General features: G+C 59.0%; 12 protein-coding genes and 1 tRNA gene. 9 read left to right on the top strand and 4 right to left on the bottom strand.

What is annotated here, in order from left to right:
* Positions 1-4: 4 nt before the first annotated feature.
* Positions 5-991, bottom strand: coding sequence for a D-glycerate dehydrogenase (locus GS612_RS02840; protein ID WP_171228333.1), 987 nt, complete (start codon positions 989-991; stop codon positions 5-7).
* Between the two features lie 198 nt (positions 992-1189).
* Here GS612_RS02840 and GS612_RS02835 point away from each other — a divergent pair, with 198 nt between their 5' ends.
* The 4 genes from GS612_RS02835 to GS612_RS02820 all read left to right on the top strand — a co-directional run bounded on the left by GS612_RS02835 (position 1190) and on the right by GS612_RS02820 (position 5166).
* Positions 1190-1651: an SH3 domain-containing protein gene (locus tag GS612_RS02835; RefSeq protein WP_171329796.1), complete on the top strand. Its 462-nt coding sequence runs from the start codon at positions 1190-1192 to the stop codon at positions 1649-1651.
* 96 nt (positions 1652-1747) lie between these two features.
* Positions 1748-2737, top strand: coding sequence for an NADPH:quinone reductase (locus tag GS612_RS02830; RefSeq protein ID WP_171639023.1), 990 nt, complete (start codon positions 1748-1750; stop codon positions 2735-2737).
* A 90-nt stretch (positions 2738-2827) separates the two neighbouring features.
* Positions 2828-2902: transfer RNA gene (locus tag GS612_RS02825), tRNA-Gln, on the top strand.
* A gap of 167 nt (positions 2903-3069) precedes the next feature.
* Positions 3070-5166 carry a DUF6538 domain-containing protein gene (locus tag GS612_RS02820; RefSeq protein ID WP_371809273.1) on the top strand — a complete coding sequence of 699 codons (2097 nt, stop codon included), beginning with the start codon at positions 3070-3072 and terminating at the stop codon, positions 5164-5166.
* 118 nt (positions 5167-5284) lie between these two features.
* Here GS612_RS02820 and GS612_RS02815 read toward each other — a convergent pair whose 3' ends face one another.
* Both GS612_RS02815 and GS612_RS02810 read right to left on the bottom strand, forming a co-directional pair.
* Positions 5285-7045 carry a hypothetical protein gene (locus GS612_RS02815; protein WP_171639021.1) on the bottom strand — a complete coding sequence of 587 codons (1761 nt, stop codon included), beginning with the start codon at positions 7043-7045 and terminating at the stop codon, positions 5285-5287.
* Entirely contained in the window at positions 7045-7377 is a 333-nt protein-coding gene (locus GS612_RS02810; RefSeq protein WP_171639020.1) for a ribbon-helix-helix protein, CopG family, read from the bottom strand. Before GS612_RS02810 ends, GS612_RS02815 begins: the two co-directional genes overlap by 1 nt.
* 479 nt (positions 7378-7856) lie before the next feature.
* Between GS612_RS02810 and GS612_RS02805 the strand changes: the two genes are divergently transcribed.
* From GS612_RS02805 to GS612_RS02790, 4 genes are read left to right on the top strand one after another with little or no spacing between them, the layout of a single operon-like run.
* A complete protein-coding gene (locus GS612_RS02805) occupies positions 7857-9368 on the top strand; it encodes an ATP-binding protein (protein ID WP_216603499.1) in 1512 nt (503 codons plus the stop codon).
* Positions 9365-12103 carry a Z1 domain-containing protein gene (locus GS612_RS02800; protein ID WP_171639019.1) on the top strand — a complete coding sequence of 913 codons (2739 nt, stop codon included), beginning with the start codon at positions 9365-9367 and terminating at the stop codon, positions 12101-12103. Before GS612_RS02805 ends, GS612_RS02800 begins: the two co-directional genes overlap by 4 nt.
* Positions 12096-13043: a PD-(D/E)XK motif protein gene (locus tag GS612_RS02795; protein WP_171639018.1), complete on the top strand. Its 948-nt coding sequence runs from the start codon at positions 12096-12098 to the stop codon at positions 13041-13043. Before GS612_RS02800 ends, GS612_RS02795 begins: the two co-directional genes overlap by 8 nt.
* Before the next feature lie 3 nt (positions 13044-13046).
* Positions 13047-15137: an AIPR family protein gene (locus GS612_RS02790; RefSeq protein WP_171639017.1), complete on the top strand. Its 2091-nt coding sequence runs from the start codon at positions 13047-13049 to the stop codon at positions 15135-15137.
* Between the two features lie 7 nt (positions 15138-15144).
* On the opposite strand, the gene GS612_RS02785 is transcribed toward GS612_RS02790, so the two are convergent.
* Entirely contained in the window at positions 15145-16638 is a 1494-nt protein-coding gene (locus GS612_RS02785; RefSeq protein WP_171639016.1) for a DNA cytosine methyltransferase, read from the bottom strand.
* Between the two features lie 84 nt (positions 16639-16722).
* Between GS612_RS02785 and GS612_RS02780 the strand changes: the two genes are divergently transcribed.
* Positions 16723-17163 (top strand): very short patch repair endonuclease, encoded by a 441-nt coding sequence (locus GS612_RS02780; RefSeq protein WP_171639015.1) that lies wholly within the window; start codon positions 16723-16725, stop codon positions 17161-17163.
* Positions 17164-17195: the final 32 nt, after the last annotated feature.

Raw genomic sequence — 17195 nt, 5'->3', positions numbered from 1 at the left:
AGCGCTAGAGCATCGCCGGCACAACCTGATCCGGCGGGCGGTGGCCGTCTTCGAAGGTCTTGATGTTGATGATGACCTTCTCGCCCATCTCCACCCGGCCCTCGATCGTGGCTGATCCCATATGAGGCAACAAAACCACATTGGGCAGCTGCCGCAGGCGCGGGTTCACGTCAGTGCCCTGTTCGTAGACATCCAGACCCGCCCCCGCAATTTCACCTGCGCGGATCATCCGGGTCAGGGCGTTTTCGTCCACGACTTCACCACGTGACGTGTTGACGATCACTGCCGAAGGTTTCATCAGTTTCAGACGACGTGCGTTCATCAGATGGAAGGTCGACGGCGTTGAGGGGCAATTGACCGAGATCACATCCATCCGCGCGACCATCTGATCGAGGCTTTCCCAATATGTTGCCTCCAGCTCCTGCTCGGTCTCGGGGCGCAGCCTGCGACGGTTGTGATAATGGACCTGCATTCCAAACGCGTTCGCACGCCGCGCCACCGCCTGCCCGATCCGGCCCATGCCCAGAATGCCCAGACGACGACCTCCGATACGGCCTCCCAGAAAGGCGGTGGGCGCCCAGCCGGACCAATCTCCCTGCTGCATCACGCTCAGACCTTCGGGAATACGTCGGGTAACCGCCAGAATCAGGGCCATGGTCATATCGGCGGTGTCATCGGTCAGAACCCCAGGCGTGTTCGACACCAGAATCCCACGCTGGCGCGCGGTGGACACGTCAATATTGTCGACACCGGCACCGTAATTGGCGATGAGCTTAAGCCTTTCGCCCGCCTGCCCCAGCAGACCGCCATCAATCGCATCGGTTACCGTAGGCACCAGGACATCGGCGTCCTGCACTGCGGCCACCAGTTCTTCACGCGTCATCGGAGTGTCATCGTCGCGCAAGCGCACATCAAACAACTCGCTCAAACGTGTTTCGACCGCTTCGGGCAACCGTCGCGTAACGACAACACTCAAACGTTCTCTTGGCACCTCGGCCCTCCCACTGCTTTGCAAACGGACGCGCGCCATGGCATCGTGGCGCAGGATAAGGCGGGGCACAAGAACCCCTTTGGCATTGAGTCGACCTTTTTTCGGAACCGGATCAACAGGCACAAGAGCAGGCAGTCAGTGAGTGGTATTCGACCGGTAAATCGCCGCTGTCTGGCGGCACTACCCGTATTTCTGATCATGTTCGGCGCATGGGCTGCTCATGCCGACGTGAAACGTGGGCCGGTCACCAACCTCCCCCTGCCCCGTTATGTCTCGATGAAAGCAGCAGAAGGCAACGTGCGGCGCGGACCTTCTTTGACACATCGAATCGACTGGGTGTTCAAACGGCGCGGAATGCCGCTTCAGGTCACTGCCGAATACGGCAACTGGCGACGGGTTCAGGACCGCGACGGCGCTGGAGGCTGGGTTCACTACGCCCTGTTGTCGGGTGTTCGGACAGTACTGATTGAATCCGAAATGCTGCCTGTCTATGCCCGACCCGATCCGACCTCACCCGTGAATGCGCATTTCGAATCCGGGGTCGTGGCCCGACTGGGAACCTGTTCGCTGGACTGGTGCCGGATCACCGCCGGCGGGTATCGGGGTTGGACCTTGAAGTCGAACCTTTGGGGGGTCGACCCGTCCGAGATTCGCGAATAACCACTGGGCCGACCTGCCCCCGCGTTGCGGACACGCGACAAGGTGTTTGAGTTTCCCGCCGTTATGCTGTGAAACTCGACCAAAACGGAGGCGATCATGCGCGCAGTTACATATTCCACCTTCGGAGACCCCGCCGATGTCCTGCGGATACAGGACCTCCCTCCGGTCCCGCCGGGTCCGGGCGAGGTCACGGTAGAGCTGTCCTTTTCCGGGGTGAACCCTTCCGACGTCAAAGCCCGCGCCGGGACCAGACCGGGCGTGACAGAACCCCCATTCCCCCTGATCATCCCGCACAGTGACGGCTCCGGTGTGATCTCGGCCGTTGGCGACGGAGTTTCCGCATCTCGGATCGGTCAGCGCGTGTGGATCTGGAACGGGCAATGGCAACGCCCTTTCGGCACCGCCGCCAGCCACATCACCCTTCCCGATGCCCAGGCTGTGGCTCTGCCGGATGCAGTGTCGTTGCGGACCGGCGCGATTCTGGGCATTCCCGGTCTTACCGCCTGCCACGCGGTGTTTTCAGGCGGCCGTCCCGATGGGCAAACGATCTTGATACATGGTGGCGCGGGCACCGTCGGCTTTCTGGCCGTTCAGCTTGCCAAATGGGCAGGCGCGCGCGTGATCGCGACGGCCAGCCCTCGCAACTTTGACCGGGTCCGGGAAGCCGGCGCTGATATCGTGATTGATTACGCCAGCGAGGATATTTCCTCCGAAATTCTCGATGCAAATGAAGGAAAGACAATCGGCCGAATCATCGACGTCGAATTCGGCCGGAATATTCAAACAAACGCCGCGGTCATTGCCGAGAATGGTCGCATCAACGCCTATGGCTCTGCCCAAGACATGACCCCCGTGTTTCCGTTCGGACCGATGATGTTCAAAGCCATGACGCTTGAGACCATTTTGATTTATCTTCTTCCGCCGGATCTTCGTGCCAATGCCGTGAAGACCCTTCACAAGGCCTTGAAGGGTCGCGCTTTGACCTGCCCTGTTCAAAAGGTCTTTGCACTGGAAGAATGCGCGTCTGCGCATGCAATGGTGCAGGATGGAAACCGGACCGGAGCCGTGTTGATCGACACCAAATGACCGCCCTGAAAAAAATCTGTTCAACCTGAGTTTTTTTGACAAAACGCTCTTGATCCCTGCCAACAACAATCGTAGACAGCCGCTCACCGTTGGGGTGTAGCCAAGTGGTAAGGCAGCGGTTTTTGGTACCGTGTATCGTAGGTTCGAATCCTACCACCCCAGCCATCTTCCCGGAAAAGTCGTTTAAAAGCAGTCACCTGAACCAATTCACTCAGTAGAGCTTAGGACTTGGTTACACAGCTGGTTACACACGAGGTTACACAACCTCCTGACGACCGGCCTGATGACGGATCTGACAGCATTCCTGGCAGTGACCCAGAATCGAGGTCACGATGCACGGCACTCTTTACCTGACGCGGCGGCGCGGGATTTATTTCTTTCGCAGGCGGATTCCCAAGTTATCCACATGTTTGCCGCCGGTCATGGTGTCCTTGGGGACGACGGATCGAAACGCGGCTCATAGATCCTGTGTGCAACTGACCGCACACATGGATCGAATGCTCGAAAACAACGCTCATCTCACGCTGCCAGAAGTCGATGTTCGGGCCTTCTTCAAGGCCGAACTCCGCGCCTATCTCGACGAGTTGCGAAATGCGCGGATGATCGAGCGAATGGATGGATCCCTGACGACGGAACGCGCGCGCCACCATCGCCTCGAAGCGTTTGTTCTTCGCAGTCTTGTCGAGGACGGCCTGCGAGAGGAGATGCCAACGGAACGGCTGCTTCAACTTCCGATCGATGAGCGTCCGATTGCAGCGCGTATCCAGGCAACCAAATTCAGGGAATTCATTTCACCGGCTTTCAATCAGAGCGTTCAAGAACGCGCGGCTCAATTGAAGCGCCCCGAACATCTTTCACAGCACGAAAAGCTGCGTCTTCGCTGGGCCGCCGTGGAAGCCCGCATGGCAGCGCACGACGCCGTGCAAGCCGCGCCACTTCATTCAAGCGCGGCCGCCTGCAGCGCAGCTGCAGCAATGCTGCAGGCTTTGGTCGATGGAACCGACAGGCCCATTCACCCGACACCGGCCGAAGATGCCCTTGGCAACAGAAGCACAACCCAATCCAAGGAGGAGCCAACGGTTGCGCTTGGCACGTCGGCATCATGCCAAGCTGAACTACGCCATCCGGCGGCCCCTGCGCTCACGCCCGGTGCTTCGTTGATCCAAGGTCGCATCACGGCAGGTTCGATCGCACATCAACGCGATCAGGCACTCCAACAACCGGAGGAAGCGCTGTTTTCAGGCGAAGCCAAAGAGGTCAGGGTCGAACGGACTTTCGGGCATGATCTCTTCGGCGTTGCAGTTCGGATGACACGAAAAAAGAAATGCAATGCTGAGACCAAGAACCAGCACCTCAAGTCCGTCACGCTATTCGTTTACATCACTGGCATTCAGTTGGTGACCGATATTCGGCCCCATCACCTGGAAATCTTTGCCAACGCATTGGCGAAAACGATGCCGAAATACTATTGGAAATCTCCACGCCAGCGGGGCTTGACCTTCAAAGAACTTCTTGATGAAGCAAAGACCATTGCCGACGACAAGATTGGACTCGAGGCCGGAACCATCGAGCGACACCTCACGACGATCAAATCGGTCGTAGAGCATGCCGAATACGAAGGAACTCCGGTATTCGGAACGCCAAAGGTCGCAAACCTCGTTCCGGAGGACGATCGAACGGATGCGGAAAAGACCGCGGTATTCACCGTTCCCGACATCCGGAGGCTCTTTGCCCACCCACTTTGGACAGGGTGCAAGAATTTCCGGGACAGACACAAACCTGGCACCAAGCTGTTCAAGGATCATCATTACTGGATCAATCTGCTGCTCGCTCACACCGGAGCACGTCGCGCCGAGATCGCAGGTCTCTTGGTCACCGATGTCCTTGAAGAAGCTGGAATTCCTTACATCTACATTCGCGCCAACCACCTGCGCGGCCTCAAGAATAAGCACAGCAAACGTCGGATCCCGATTCATCCGGAATTGATCGAATTGGGCTTTCTCGAATTCGTTGCGACAATCAAGTCGAAACAGCAATTTGTTGTGTTTCCGGCAGCGGTCCCGGCAAAAATCCGTGATGCGTGCCTTGATCCTCACGCACCGCCACCTCCATACGATCCGAAGTTCGGTGACAATCTCGATCATGTTATGCGCGAGTGTCTTTCACGCAGCCTTGACAGCAACCCCTTGAGATACAGCACCAAAAGCCTGCGCCACTACGTCAATGACACCTTGATCAACGCCCGCGGAAAAGACGGCCTGACCTTGCTTGTCAGCGACATTGATCGCCGCGATCTTCTCGGGCACAAGCAGATCGACGTGAACACTGGCACCTATCGCCGGGAAGAAAAGCCCCTGGGGCCGCTCTACGCCGCTGTGCAACTCCTGCCAAGGCTCATCTCCGGCATCGGCCTTGGAGACTCGGCGTAGAGAGACGGCAACGGTCTTGGACGCTGTCTTGGCGGTGTCTCGCGCGCTGAAGACCTGATCGTCGCAGATTTGCCTCCCGGAAAGCAAAACAGGCAAGTCGTAAAGGTAACGAAATCGCTCACGGACCAGGCTGATCCGTGCTGACTTGAGCAGTCGCCTCTCCGGAGCGGATGGGAATATACTCCGCTAAAGCGTCAACCAGTGCGCCGACCCTCTCAGGATCACCGACACCTTTCACGGTTCCATCCGAACAGATTTGGATCATGGCGTCGGCGATGCGGATTTTCAGCCTGCCGTCCTGATCCATTGCCAGTGCAGCTGGCTTCCCGGGAAAAGCTCCCCGGGCAGCACGCACGATCAGACCGATCAGTCGTCCTCGTGAAAGGCCGGATGTCCCAAGGTCTGACAGATCCACTCGATGGATGACAGCATCCGCTGCTGGTTCTCCTCCACGTTTTCCAGCCGGGTGCTCATGGCCTCGAAAGCGGAAAGCCCCGGGCGCAGCGCCTCCAGGTTTTCGGTCTGCCGCTCCATCGCGACCCTGATCCGCCCGATCTCGGAAAGAAGCTCGTTGATCCGCGCCGAGCTCTGAGCGTCCGCGCCGCGGCCGAGAACCTGGCGGAGCAGGTCGCACAGTTCTTCCATCAGGGCCTCCATCGAGGCGGGTTTGGTCGTATTCGGCATTCAGTTTCTCCAATCTATTTGCCAGTGAGTTGAAGGGGGCCACGGGGACGGCCGACAAGTACTGCAGGATTCGAGCTTCGGCCATCATGACGCCGAGCGCCTTGGCCATGGCCGAGAGGTAGACCTGAAGCTTCACCCGCAGGGGCATGCCCGCCGAGGGCACAGCACTGCTTGGGCCTGCGAAATCGGGATGGCAGGGCGGAATCCTGACCTCGGGCGCTTCCAGCCGCGACGCCCAGTCCGGCTGCGGTTCGCTCCATGTTCCCTGTGAGAACCGTTTCGAATTCTGTTGCGCCCGTCGCGTCCAGTAGCGCTGCAGACTCTCCAACGCCTCCGCGGGATCCGGCGCGATATCGCCGTGGCTCAGGGGGTGCCGGCCGCGGACAAGCAGCGGATGAGGATCATCGGGGTGGACCAGCCTCATCGAGAACCTGTTCCGGTGCTCGATCCGGAATCCAAGCTCTGCCACGATCTCCGGAAACGGCTTGCCGTAAGGATTCGGTGCATCCACAGCATGGTGTGCCGCGATGAGCCTCGCGGCCTGCAGCAAGAAAGGCTTTGGGTCCTTCGCGGGATCGAAGGTCGTTCCATGCCGCTCAGCGGCGGCCAGACGCTTCTCAACCCAGTCAGGCCCCCGGAGCTTTTGGGCGGAAGTACCGTCATTCGGGCTGCGCCAGCCGAAATTGAAATTCAGCACATCGCGCAGTGCATCCCACAGAAACCAGCTGCCCCGCTTCGGGGGGTGCGGATTGAAACTGCGGACTGAACCGCCAGAATTCCTGACAAATCTCGGGGTGGCGATGTTGATTTCCAGCCGGTCAAGATGCGTATGAGTTCCGACGAGTACCGGCGGCCGGGATGGTTCCGGAATTCCTGCAAAGGCGACCTCGAGGAACAGATTGATCGCGGCGGACACCTGTCTCCTGGCGGCTTCATTACCTTCATTGAAAGCGTGGACGTCGATGTCTTCGCAATGAAACGAAAGCGTCGTCACCCGGTATTTCCTCTTGAATCGAAGCGCAAAGACAGCGCTCTGAAACACCGCGGGATGGCCGACCAGAAGTTCCGGCACGGGTACGCGCCTTTCAACGACTTCCGCTGACCCGACAGGCTTTCGAACTTCCGGATCCAGCAGATATGAGGCTGGCTGGCGCAGACTTTCGCTGGACTGGTGTTTCGACCAACCGATCAACATCAGCCGTCCTCCCCGGTGAAACCAACGGGCGCAAACATCAGGATCATACTTTCAATCCGATGCAGCTCCAGAAGGATCAAAGCGTAGTCGGGCGCGTCCGAAGGCGGCAATTCAGCAATGGATTGGATATGGCCCAAGACAAGGTTCAAGACCCAGATGCCGTCGAGTATTTTCTCGGGTGAGACTGCCGCGCGGCGTCCAAGGGCGGCTTCACGCATGAAGTCTGAACGGGTCTGCCCCGAGGCTTTTGCCTTTGCATCAAGCATGTCCCTTTCTTTTGGCGTTACATTCACCTTCAACCGCACGCTGCGTTTGCCCGACTTCTTGCCCATGCTGCTTCCTCTGCTCAATATCTGGGCCCACTCAAGGAGCCTTGATCCTCCGTTCAATTCTGGAACTATGCGAAAGAAAACCGGTCAACAGAGGCAGCCAAAGGGCAGTTGTGGATAACCTATCTTCGGAGGTGCGATCGACCGGTCGCTGGGTGCACTGAACAGGCCGAGGCTTCCTCGCCTGCACCCGCCAGTTTGTCGGCCTGAACCTCCGTCAAAGAAAATGGCGCCAGATCGAAAGGAAATGGCAAACGTTCAAACCTCAGGCAGTTGGTTTCACATACTGTGCTTCACCACTTTCGCTGTTGAAGGCAACTGAACGTGCGGCCGTCGGGCGAGTTCTGCGAATGCGACGACCCGATCCGAAGTTGGGAGAGAAACCGAAATGACCTCTTCACCTTCCGCGAGAACTGGTGTCAATTCGGGACACGAAAAAACTGCAGATTTCAAAACAAAAAGACAGACAGCGAGAAGAAGCCGTGCAATCAGTCCAAGGCAACCTGCAAATCAAGGGGAAAAGGCAGGCGGATGCCACGCCCCATGCCGCATCGCTGATCGAAGGCATGCGGGATTTCGGATATACCCTGGAAACGGCCATGGCCGACATCATCGACAATTCAATCACGGCCGGTGCCGGGCGCGTCGAAATTCTGGCCGAAACGACGACTGACGAGCCTTGGATCGCGGTCATCGATGATGGGTCCGGCATGACCGAGGCGGAACTCATCGAAGCCATGCGACCGGGCTCAAAAAACCCGTTGGCCGAGCGCGAAGGTCACGATCTTGGTCGCTTTGGCCTAGGGTTGAAGAGCGCGAGCTTTTCGCAGTGCCGCCAGCTTACCGTGATTTCCCGCAGGAACGGACAAACATCAGGGGCCACTTGGGATCTGGACAAGGTCGCGAAAACGAATGTCTGGAACGTGGATCTGGAGGATGACCTCCATGGCCTTCCTGCAGTGGACAAGCTGCCCGAGACCGGAACCATAGTCCTCTGGCGCAAGCTGGACCGACTCTCGACCAATTTCCGGCACGACACGGCCAAACGGTCCGCCGAAATCAACAAGGCGCTGTCAGGCGCGGAACGGCATCTTCGCCTTTGCTTCCACCGCTACATGGAGGGAAGCCGACCCAAGTTGAAGCTCCTGCTGAACGGTCGGCTTCTTGCGCCGATCGACCCCTTCGCCACGACCCACAAGGCGACGCAGGTCGATCCGGAAGAAGTTCTGCCCTTGGTCTCAGGCGAGGTCGTTACCCAGTGCTACACACTGCCCCATCACAAGATGATGTCGAGAGCCGAATGGGAGGAGTTGGGCGGGCCCGAGGGGCATCTGCGGTCGCAGGGGTTCTATATCTACCGGGAAAAGCGCCTGATCATCGCAGGCAGCTGGTTGGGCTTGGCCCGGCAGACGGAATTGACAAAACTGTCGCGTGTCAGGGTCGACATTCCCAACACGATGGACGCGGACTGGAAGATCGACGTGCGCAAGGCGTCGGCCCAGATGCCGCCCATCGTCAGGGAGCGCCTTCGCAGGATTGTCGAACGGCTCCAGGGAACTTCCAAGCGCACGTATCAGCGTCGCGGCCGCAAGCTGGTGTCCGAAGAAAACCTGCCGCTCTGGAACCGCATCCAAAAGGACGGCGGGATCGTGTACCGGCCAAACGTCGAACACCCGTCGATCCAAGGCTTTGCGGATCTTTTGCCCGAAGAGTTCCGACACGGTTTCCGGGCCTGCATCACGCTTCTGGGGTCAGGCCTGCCCGTCGCCGCGCTGCATGCCGACATGCTTGGCGGTGCCGAAAGCGTCGAGTCGGACAGGTCGGATTTCGCCGAACTGGCCGAAATGGCCGAGACCGCCATTCGGGAACTCCTGAAGATCGGCATGACAGGTTCTGACATCCTCAAGACCCTATGTTCGACCGAGCCTTTCGTGAATCACAAGGATTCCGTCCGGCAACTGGTTGAAGAAATCGAGCAAGGAGAACATTCGTGAGCGCGCAACTCAAGCATCTGGATGACGTCGTTTCCCAGTCTCTGGCGCACGAGCGCAAGAGCGGCGACGATCTTCGAAGCTTCATCAAGACCATGAACGCTGCTCTCAACGTGAACGCCGCCCCCGAGGTGTTGGAACAGCTTGCCCGCGACATCGAAGAACGGTTCGGCATCACCATGGGACTTGGCGCGACCGTCGACGACGAGAGTTTCCGCCCTTGGTTGGACGAGGCCAAGGCCAGCATCGATCCCTACTACTGGGACCGCTACAAGAAGCTGTTGCACAAGAACGGTCTTCCGCAGGACGTCATCACCGGTCTGGACCAGATCACCGACCGGATCCTCGGTCGGTTGGGCAACCCGGGACTGGCCGAAAAGTGGGATCGCCGGGGCATGGTGGTTGGTCACGTCCAGAGCGGCAAGACGGCGAACTACACCGGGCTCATCTGCAAGGCTGCCGACGCAGGGTATCGACTTGTCGTCGTCATCGCCGGGATCCACAACAACCTGCGCAACCAGACCCAGGAGCGGATCGACGAGGGCTTCATCGGCCGCGACACAGGGCGCCTTGCCACGCAGGGCAAGAAGGGAAACCGGGCCATAGGGGTCGGGCTCTTCGATGACCGCAAGGTTCCGGTGAGCCTCACCAACACCTTGTTCGACTTCAAGAAGGACACCGCATCCACCAACACCAGCCAGATCGACTCCTACAAGGTACCAGTGGTGCTGGTGATCAAAAAGAACCACAACACGTTGAGGAATCTTCTGGACTGGCTACGTGAGAACAGCGCCCGAGGCGACGACCAGATGATCGACCAGCCCATGCTGCTGATCGACGACGAGGCCGACAACGCTTCGATCAACACCAAGTATTCCAAAGAAGAGATCACGAAGATCAACGGTCAGATCCGCGATCTTCTGAACATGTTCCACCGCAGCTGCTACGTCGGGTACACTGCGACGCCCTTCGCCAACATTTTCGTCGACCCCGATCAGTACGACGACGTGCTGAAGGAAGACCTGTTCCCCAAGCACTTCATCGTCGGGCTGGACGCGCCATCGAACTACTTCGGAGCGAAGAAGATCTTCATCGACGGCATCCCGGACGAAGGCGATCCTGTCTGGCTGCGCACCATCCGCGACAACGAAGACATCCTGCCGATCAAGCACAAGATCGACCAGACGGTTGATGAACTGCCTGAAAGCCTCAAGGAGGCCGTCCGGGCATTTCTGATCGCACGCACCATCAGGAACCTGCGCGGTCAAGCAGCTTCTCATTGTTCGATGCTCGTCAACGCCAGCCGGTTCACCGACGTTCAGGGCAGGTTGCGGAATCGTCTGCACGAGTACTTGGGTGCGATTCTCGACTCCCTACGGATCAACGGATCGCGTGGCATGGACGGGCTACGCGACCCTCAGATCGCCGCCCTTCAGAAAACCTGGCAAAGGGAATACGCGGAAGCAGAACCAGATTGGAGCCGGATCCAGGGCGCCATGCTGGACGCCGTGGCATCGGCCAAAGTCGTCGAGGTCAACAGCCGATCCAATGGGCTGGACTATTCGGGTGAATCTTCCGTTGGTCAGACCGTGATCGCAGTCGGGGGGTTCTCTCTGTCTCGGGGGCTTACGCTCGAAGGTCTGACTGTCACCTGGTTCCTTCGCAACACCATGATGTACGACACCCTGATGCAGATGGGCCGTTGGTTCGGCTATCGCGGCGGGTACGAGGACCTGTGTCGGATATGGATGCCGTCAGAGGCGATCGACTGGTACGCCCACATCGCCGAGGCCAGCGAAGAGCTGCATCTGGAACTCAAGAAGATGGAAAAGGCCAAGGCCTCGCCCGCCGATTTCGGCCTCGCCGTACGCAGCCATCCTGCATCACTGCTGGTGACGGCGCGCAACAAGTTGGGATCGGGCCAGAAGCATGTCCTTATCGGGTTGTCCAACGCCTGGGTGGAGACGGCCAAGATCAGCGCCAAACCAGCAGATATTTCAGCCAACGAAGACGCCGCCCGGAAACTCCTGGAGGGTCTTGCCAGCGCAGGCTTCCGCCAGTCGTCCGCCGAAAAGGTGACCGGTGGTTTCTTTCTTCGAGGAGTCTCGGTGAATCTGATCGATGACTTCCTGCTGGGGTGGCGCAACCACGAACAGGCGTTCCTGACGCAGACCGCGCCTATCCGGTCCTACATCGGCGAACGAAAGCATGATGAACTGCTGGAGTGGGACGTGCTGGTCACCAGCGTTTCCAACAACGCAGACCCGTTCGAGTTTGCCGGTTGGACGGTGGGGCCACAGGAGCGCAGCGTCGGCTACAAGGATCTGGCCGATCACCTACTTTCCATGAGCGGCAAACGTGCTCGTATCGCGTCAAGGGGCGTGGAAAAGATTGGTGTCGACCCGGTGAAGGCGAAACAGGCGGAAGAGGAATATCTCCAGAGCTTGAAGGAGCACGGAAAGCCTGAATCCCGCCGGCCCTCATTCCCGGATAGAATATACAGACAGGTTCGCGACAAGCCGCTGTTCGTGCTCCATGTCGTCAAGGTCCGGCCACCGGAGGAAAGCGATCTCCCGCACCTGGACCGTATCCCGGATCGGCCCGTCATCGGCTGGAGCATCAGCTTCCCCCAATCCGCCAAGCCGAGTGATCGAGTGGAGTACATCATCAACACCCAGAAGTTCCGCGAGATCTATGGGTCGGACGAAGAAGATGACGGAGCCTTCGAAGATGACTGAGACGCCGTGGGACGGGCTGCCCCCCAGCGGGGCGCAGCGTGTGAACAGCAAGGGCCGCCATGATTTCTTCTGGGTGCGCATGCCCGACAACGCGCCCGCCCTGCTTCTGCGGATGTCGGATGACATGTCCGAGGTACGCCCTCTGCCCAGGCTGAAGCATATCGGGGTATTCTATCGGGTCGTCGATGGCCGGAACTCATATTGCATCACCTTGCAGGAAAAGGCGCACATCGACCTGTTCGAGACGTTGTGCCGGGACGTCGTGGCCGCGGCCGAACAGGCGAGCGAGCCGCAGCACGCCCTGTCACGCACCGTCAGTCGAACGCTGCGCTGGCATCATCTGCTGCGCAGCGGCGGTAGGCGCGGCCTGTCCCTTGAAGAACAGCGTGGTCTGGTGGCCGAGCTTGCCTTCCTCAGAGAACTGGTTCGGCACATCGGGCCGCTCCAAGCCGTAGATGCCTGGAAGGGTCCCGAGGACAGTGCCAAGGATTTCGAGCTGCCGGGACTGTATTTCGAGATCAAGGCACGGCGCAGCGCCGCCCACCCCAAGGTGCGCATTTCATCGGAAGCGCAATTGTCGGACATCGACAGTGCGAGGTTCTGCCTGCGGGTGCAGGAGGTCGACACCCTGCTGGGAGACGAAGGAAAAAACCTCGCCGATCACGTCCGCTGCACGGCCGAGTTGCTCGATGCGGACATTGAAGCACTGGATCTTTGGGAGCAGAGGCTCGCGGCGACGGGATACCAAGACGAAGCAGTCGAGGAAAACCGCCGCTGGCATCTGGGTGCGGTGCGGACATTCGAAGTCGGAGAAGGTTTCCCCAGGTTGGTGCCACCTCTGCCGCCGGGCGTCGAAGAGGTCAGCTATGCTATCCGCTTGGATGCCTGCGCAGCCTTTGAGCAGTCAGAAGACCTGAACGAGATACTGCGGAGTTGTTGACGAATGTCGGATCTTGAAGAGTTTCACCAGAGTTTCATCGCGGACATCCAAGGCGACGCGGATGCTTTGGGTGTGTACACCCAGGAAGCCTTTTTCGAGAAGGCTGGAGAAATACTGACCGAGGCAGGCGAAATCGATCAGTGCGACTATTCCTATTTTCAGGGGCGTGGTCGACGCGGAGTTTCTCTGCAGGTCAGCGGCTACGGAGGCGATCCGGCCGACGGTGACGGTGTTCTATCACTGATCCTGTGCGATTTTCAGATTACGCAGGAAATTCGTGTGACGCGCGGATCCGACTTGAAAGCCCAGTTCAACAAACTGGTCGAATTCTTACGCAACGCGCGCCGTGAGGAATTCAGGAACGAACTGGAAGAAACCAGCCTCGGTGCGGGTCTGGCCGATCTTATCAGCACCCGCTGGAACGGCATCGAGAAGATCAAGCTGATTTTCGTCACGAACTCGGACAACAGAGCCAAGGTTGACGCTATGCCGGCCGGCACCATCGACGACAAGCCGGTCACCTACAACGTCTGGGATCTCAAGCGCTTGCAGGCTTTTGTCGAGCAGGGCAAGGCGCGGGCCGACCTGACCATCGACTTCGCCCAGGATTTCGGCGGCGGAATACCGGTTCTGAAAGCGTCAGGTTCCGATGCCGCTCTGGAAAGCTACATCGCGGTCATACCGGGCACCCAGCTGGCCGCCATCTATGACAAGTGGGGTGCGCGCCTGCTGGAATCCAACGTCCGCAGCTTTCTGCAGGCCCGGGGCAACGTGAACAAGGGAATCCGAAAGACCATCCTGGAAGAGCCCCACATGTTTTTGGCCTACAACAACGGCCTGGCCGCAACTGCCGAAGCCGTGGAGTTGACCCGGACCGAAGATGGACTGGTCATCACCAAGGCCGACAACCTTCAGATCGTGAATGGCGGCCAGACGACAGCCTCAATACATGCCGCCCGCAAGTTGGCTGGCGAGGGATTGAAGGACATCTTCATCCAGATGAAATTGAGCGTCGTTCCACCGATCCTTTCGGATACGGTCGTTCCGCGCATCTCGGAATTCGCCAACAGTCAGAACAAGGTGAACGCCGCCGATTTCTTCGCCAACCACCCCTTCCACATCAAGATCGAGGAGCTGTCGCGGAAAATCCTGGCTCCCGCTGGCGTCAACGGATACCGCGAAACCAAATGGTTCTACGAACGGGCCCGGGGGCAGTACGCGGACGAACGCAGCAAGAAAACCCCGGCGGAGCGGAAGAAGTGGGACGCCGAGTTTCCCCGGCGCCAGTTCTTCACCAAGACTGACCTTGCCAAATTCGAAAACTCCTGGAGCGGCAGACCGCACATCGTATCGATGGGGGCGCAGAAGAACTTTGCGGACTTTGCCAAGACTATCGAAAAGGCGTGGGGCAAGAACGGCGCGCGCATAAACGAGGCCTGGTATCGGCATCTGATTTCCAAGGCAATCATCTTCCGCAAGCTGGAAAAGCTGGTTTCCGCCCAAGACTGGTACGAAGGCGGCTACCGCGCCAACATCGTGACCTATGCCATCGCCAAGGTCGCACATGACGCGGACGAGCGGGATCTGGTTGTCGACCTGAGCCGGGTCTGGCGGGCGCAGGACGTTCCTGCGGCTCTGGAAGGCGCGCTGCTTGTGGCAGCCGCCGAGGCGCAGGAAGCGATCACCAACCCGCCCGAGGGCATTCGGAACATGAGCGAGTGGGCGAAGAAGCAGGCCTGCTGGGAGGCCCTCCGCAAGCGGGAACTGTCCTACCCGGTCGAGTTTGAGGACATTCTAATCGAGCCGGAAGAGGCCAGGTCCGAAGATGACGACGTGTCGGATGACGAGAACCTGACAAAAAGCGTCGAGGCACAGACCCGTGTCTTTGAACTCGGTGCGCAGTTCTGGGAAGAGGCCAAAACTTGGGGGCGCTCCAACAAGCTACTGTCGCCATCGGAATACGGCGTACTGGACGTCTGTTCGAAGATGCCGACGAGAATACCGACGGAAAAACAGTCTCAATTTGCGATCGAGGTTCTGAACAAACTGGAGGAAAACGGGTTCGGAAAGTCCAAGGCTGCTGCGGCGCAATAGCTTGCCGTCATCCAAGCAGCCGCCGCACCGCCTTTGCGATCTGAAACGCCAAGTAGGGAGGAACTGCATTGCCGACCTGGTGGTACTGCTTGGTGCGTGGACCGCAGAACAGGTAGTTGTCCGGGAAAGTCTGCAGACGCGCGGCTTCGCGGACGGTCAGCGATCGGCACTGCATGGTATCGGGGTGGATGAAATAGTGGCCATCCTTGGAAATGTGGCTTGTGACGGTTGTCGAAGGCCGATCCGCGCATTGTGTCCGGAAGCGGTCGGCAAAATCGCCGGACCCCCGATTTCGGTGCGCCGGCTGCAAAAACTCGGGAAACTCCGCAAGCTTCGGTGACCTGCCGAACGCACGGGTAAAAGCCGACGAAAAAAGATAGCGCCCCAGATCGTCCGGAATGTGCCCCCTGGTCTCGTGCTGGAGAACGACCTCAAGCCGGTCGTCCAACAGCCAATCCGCAAGCTGCGCGGGCAATTCACCGGAGCGTTTTCTCAGGGTGCTGGAGCGGACGCGGGGCAATCTGTTGGCCCCGGCCACGGCGCGAGCGATTTCGCGAACCTCTCGCGGCGCCGCGTCCGAAGCCGCAATAGCGGAAGCCTGGTCCTGCACGGCCGCCAGCCAGGCGTCAGCATCGTCGCCGCGGCTCAGCCCACTTCTCACTCGGGGCAGATCGCGCAGAACTTCAGCCACCGTCACGGGGGTCTGCCGATTCCCGAGGATGGGTCCGTCGAATTCAATGTCCTTGGCGTGGTCGCTTCGGATTCCGAGAATGATTACCCGATGCCGCGCCTGCGGAACGCCGTGGTACTCGGCCTTGATGAGGAAATCCCGGGCTGCGGCTCGGGACCCGTCCGAAGGGGCGGGTTTGGACAAAGGCAGCAGGAGGTAGCCGTCTCCGGCCGCCTCGAGGTCGTCGAGAACCCTGCTGAAGATGCCGCCTCCGTCCACTTGGCTCGACAGCATTCCCTTGACGTTTTCCATGACGAACGCCGCCGGGCGAAGCCTGTCCAGAATGCGCACATATTCCCGGTATAGGAAATGCCTGTGGTCGTCCTCGGGCACGTATCCAGCCTTGCCCTTGTTTCGCGCCCGACCGACCAGTGAATAGGCTTGGCAAGGCGGTCCGCCGATCAGGATCGTGTTGCCGTTGTAGTCTTCGCGGGTGCGGTCAAGCTCGACCGCAAGTTCTTCGAATACCCCGGGCTCCCCCAAAACACGTTGCCTTGCTTCGTCCTTCGCGAGCTTCCAGTTGATCGGGTAGAGGTCGGCCCAGTCGGGCAGCGGCAAACCGCTATTCAGGGCATCACGGTATTCTTGCGGGAACTCGTCGAACGAACGGAGAAAAGCCCGCAGCTGAAGCGTCTGGATCGCGTGGTCGTCCATCTCGATCGACAGCTTGATCTTCATCGGCGCGCCCGGGTCGTGCCCAGCCTGAGAAAATCCCTCGCCCAGCCCTCCAGGACCGGCAAAAAGGTCGATGATGGCAAATTCTTCTGGCATGCTCTTCCTCTGCTTCGGAGGTTCTACCAGGTTTGAGCAGATGTTCCAGGTCGAAAACAGGACCGTGGACATTATGTTGATCACATGACCGATACAGTTGACCGGAAGACTCGCTCACGGATGATGTCACGCATCCGCGGCAACAATACGAAGCCCGAAATTCTGTTGCGCAAGGCCTTGCATGCTCAGGGTTTCCGGTTCCGCTTGAATGTCCGGAGGCTTCCTGGTTCCCCTGACATCGTGCTGCCGAAGTGGCGCACTGCCATTTTCGTTCACGGTTGTTTCTGGCATCGGCATGCCGGATGCCCGAAAGCCGCCACCCCCAAGTCAAATGTTTTGTTCTGGCAAGAAAAGTTTGCAGCCAACGTACGGCGGGACGCCGAGGCCATTCAGCGATTGCATGATCTGGGTTGGCGGACCCTCGTCGTATGGGAGTGTACCGTGGGATCGGGCATCGACGACCAGCTCACACACAGTCTGGCAAATTTCATTCGATGGAGCGGCGAAATTCACGGCGAGTTTTGATCAGACCAACAACTTGCCTTCACGCCAATGTT

Source organism: Ruegeria sp. HKCCD6157 (assembly GCF_013110685.1).
Taxonomy (GTDB): domain Bacteria; phylum Pseudomonadota; class Alphaproteobacteria; order Rhodobacterales; family Rhodobacteraceae; genus Ruegeria.
The sequence above is the reverse complement of the archived record's forward strand: the minus strand, read 5'-3'. Positions and strand labels throughout refer to the sequence as shown.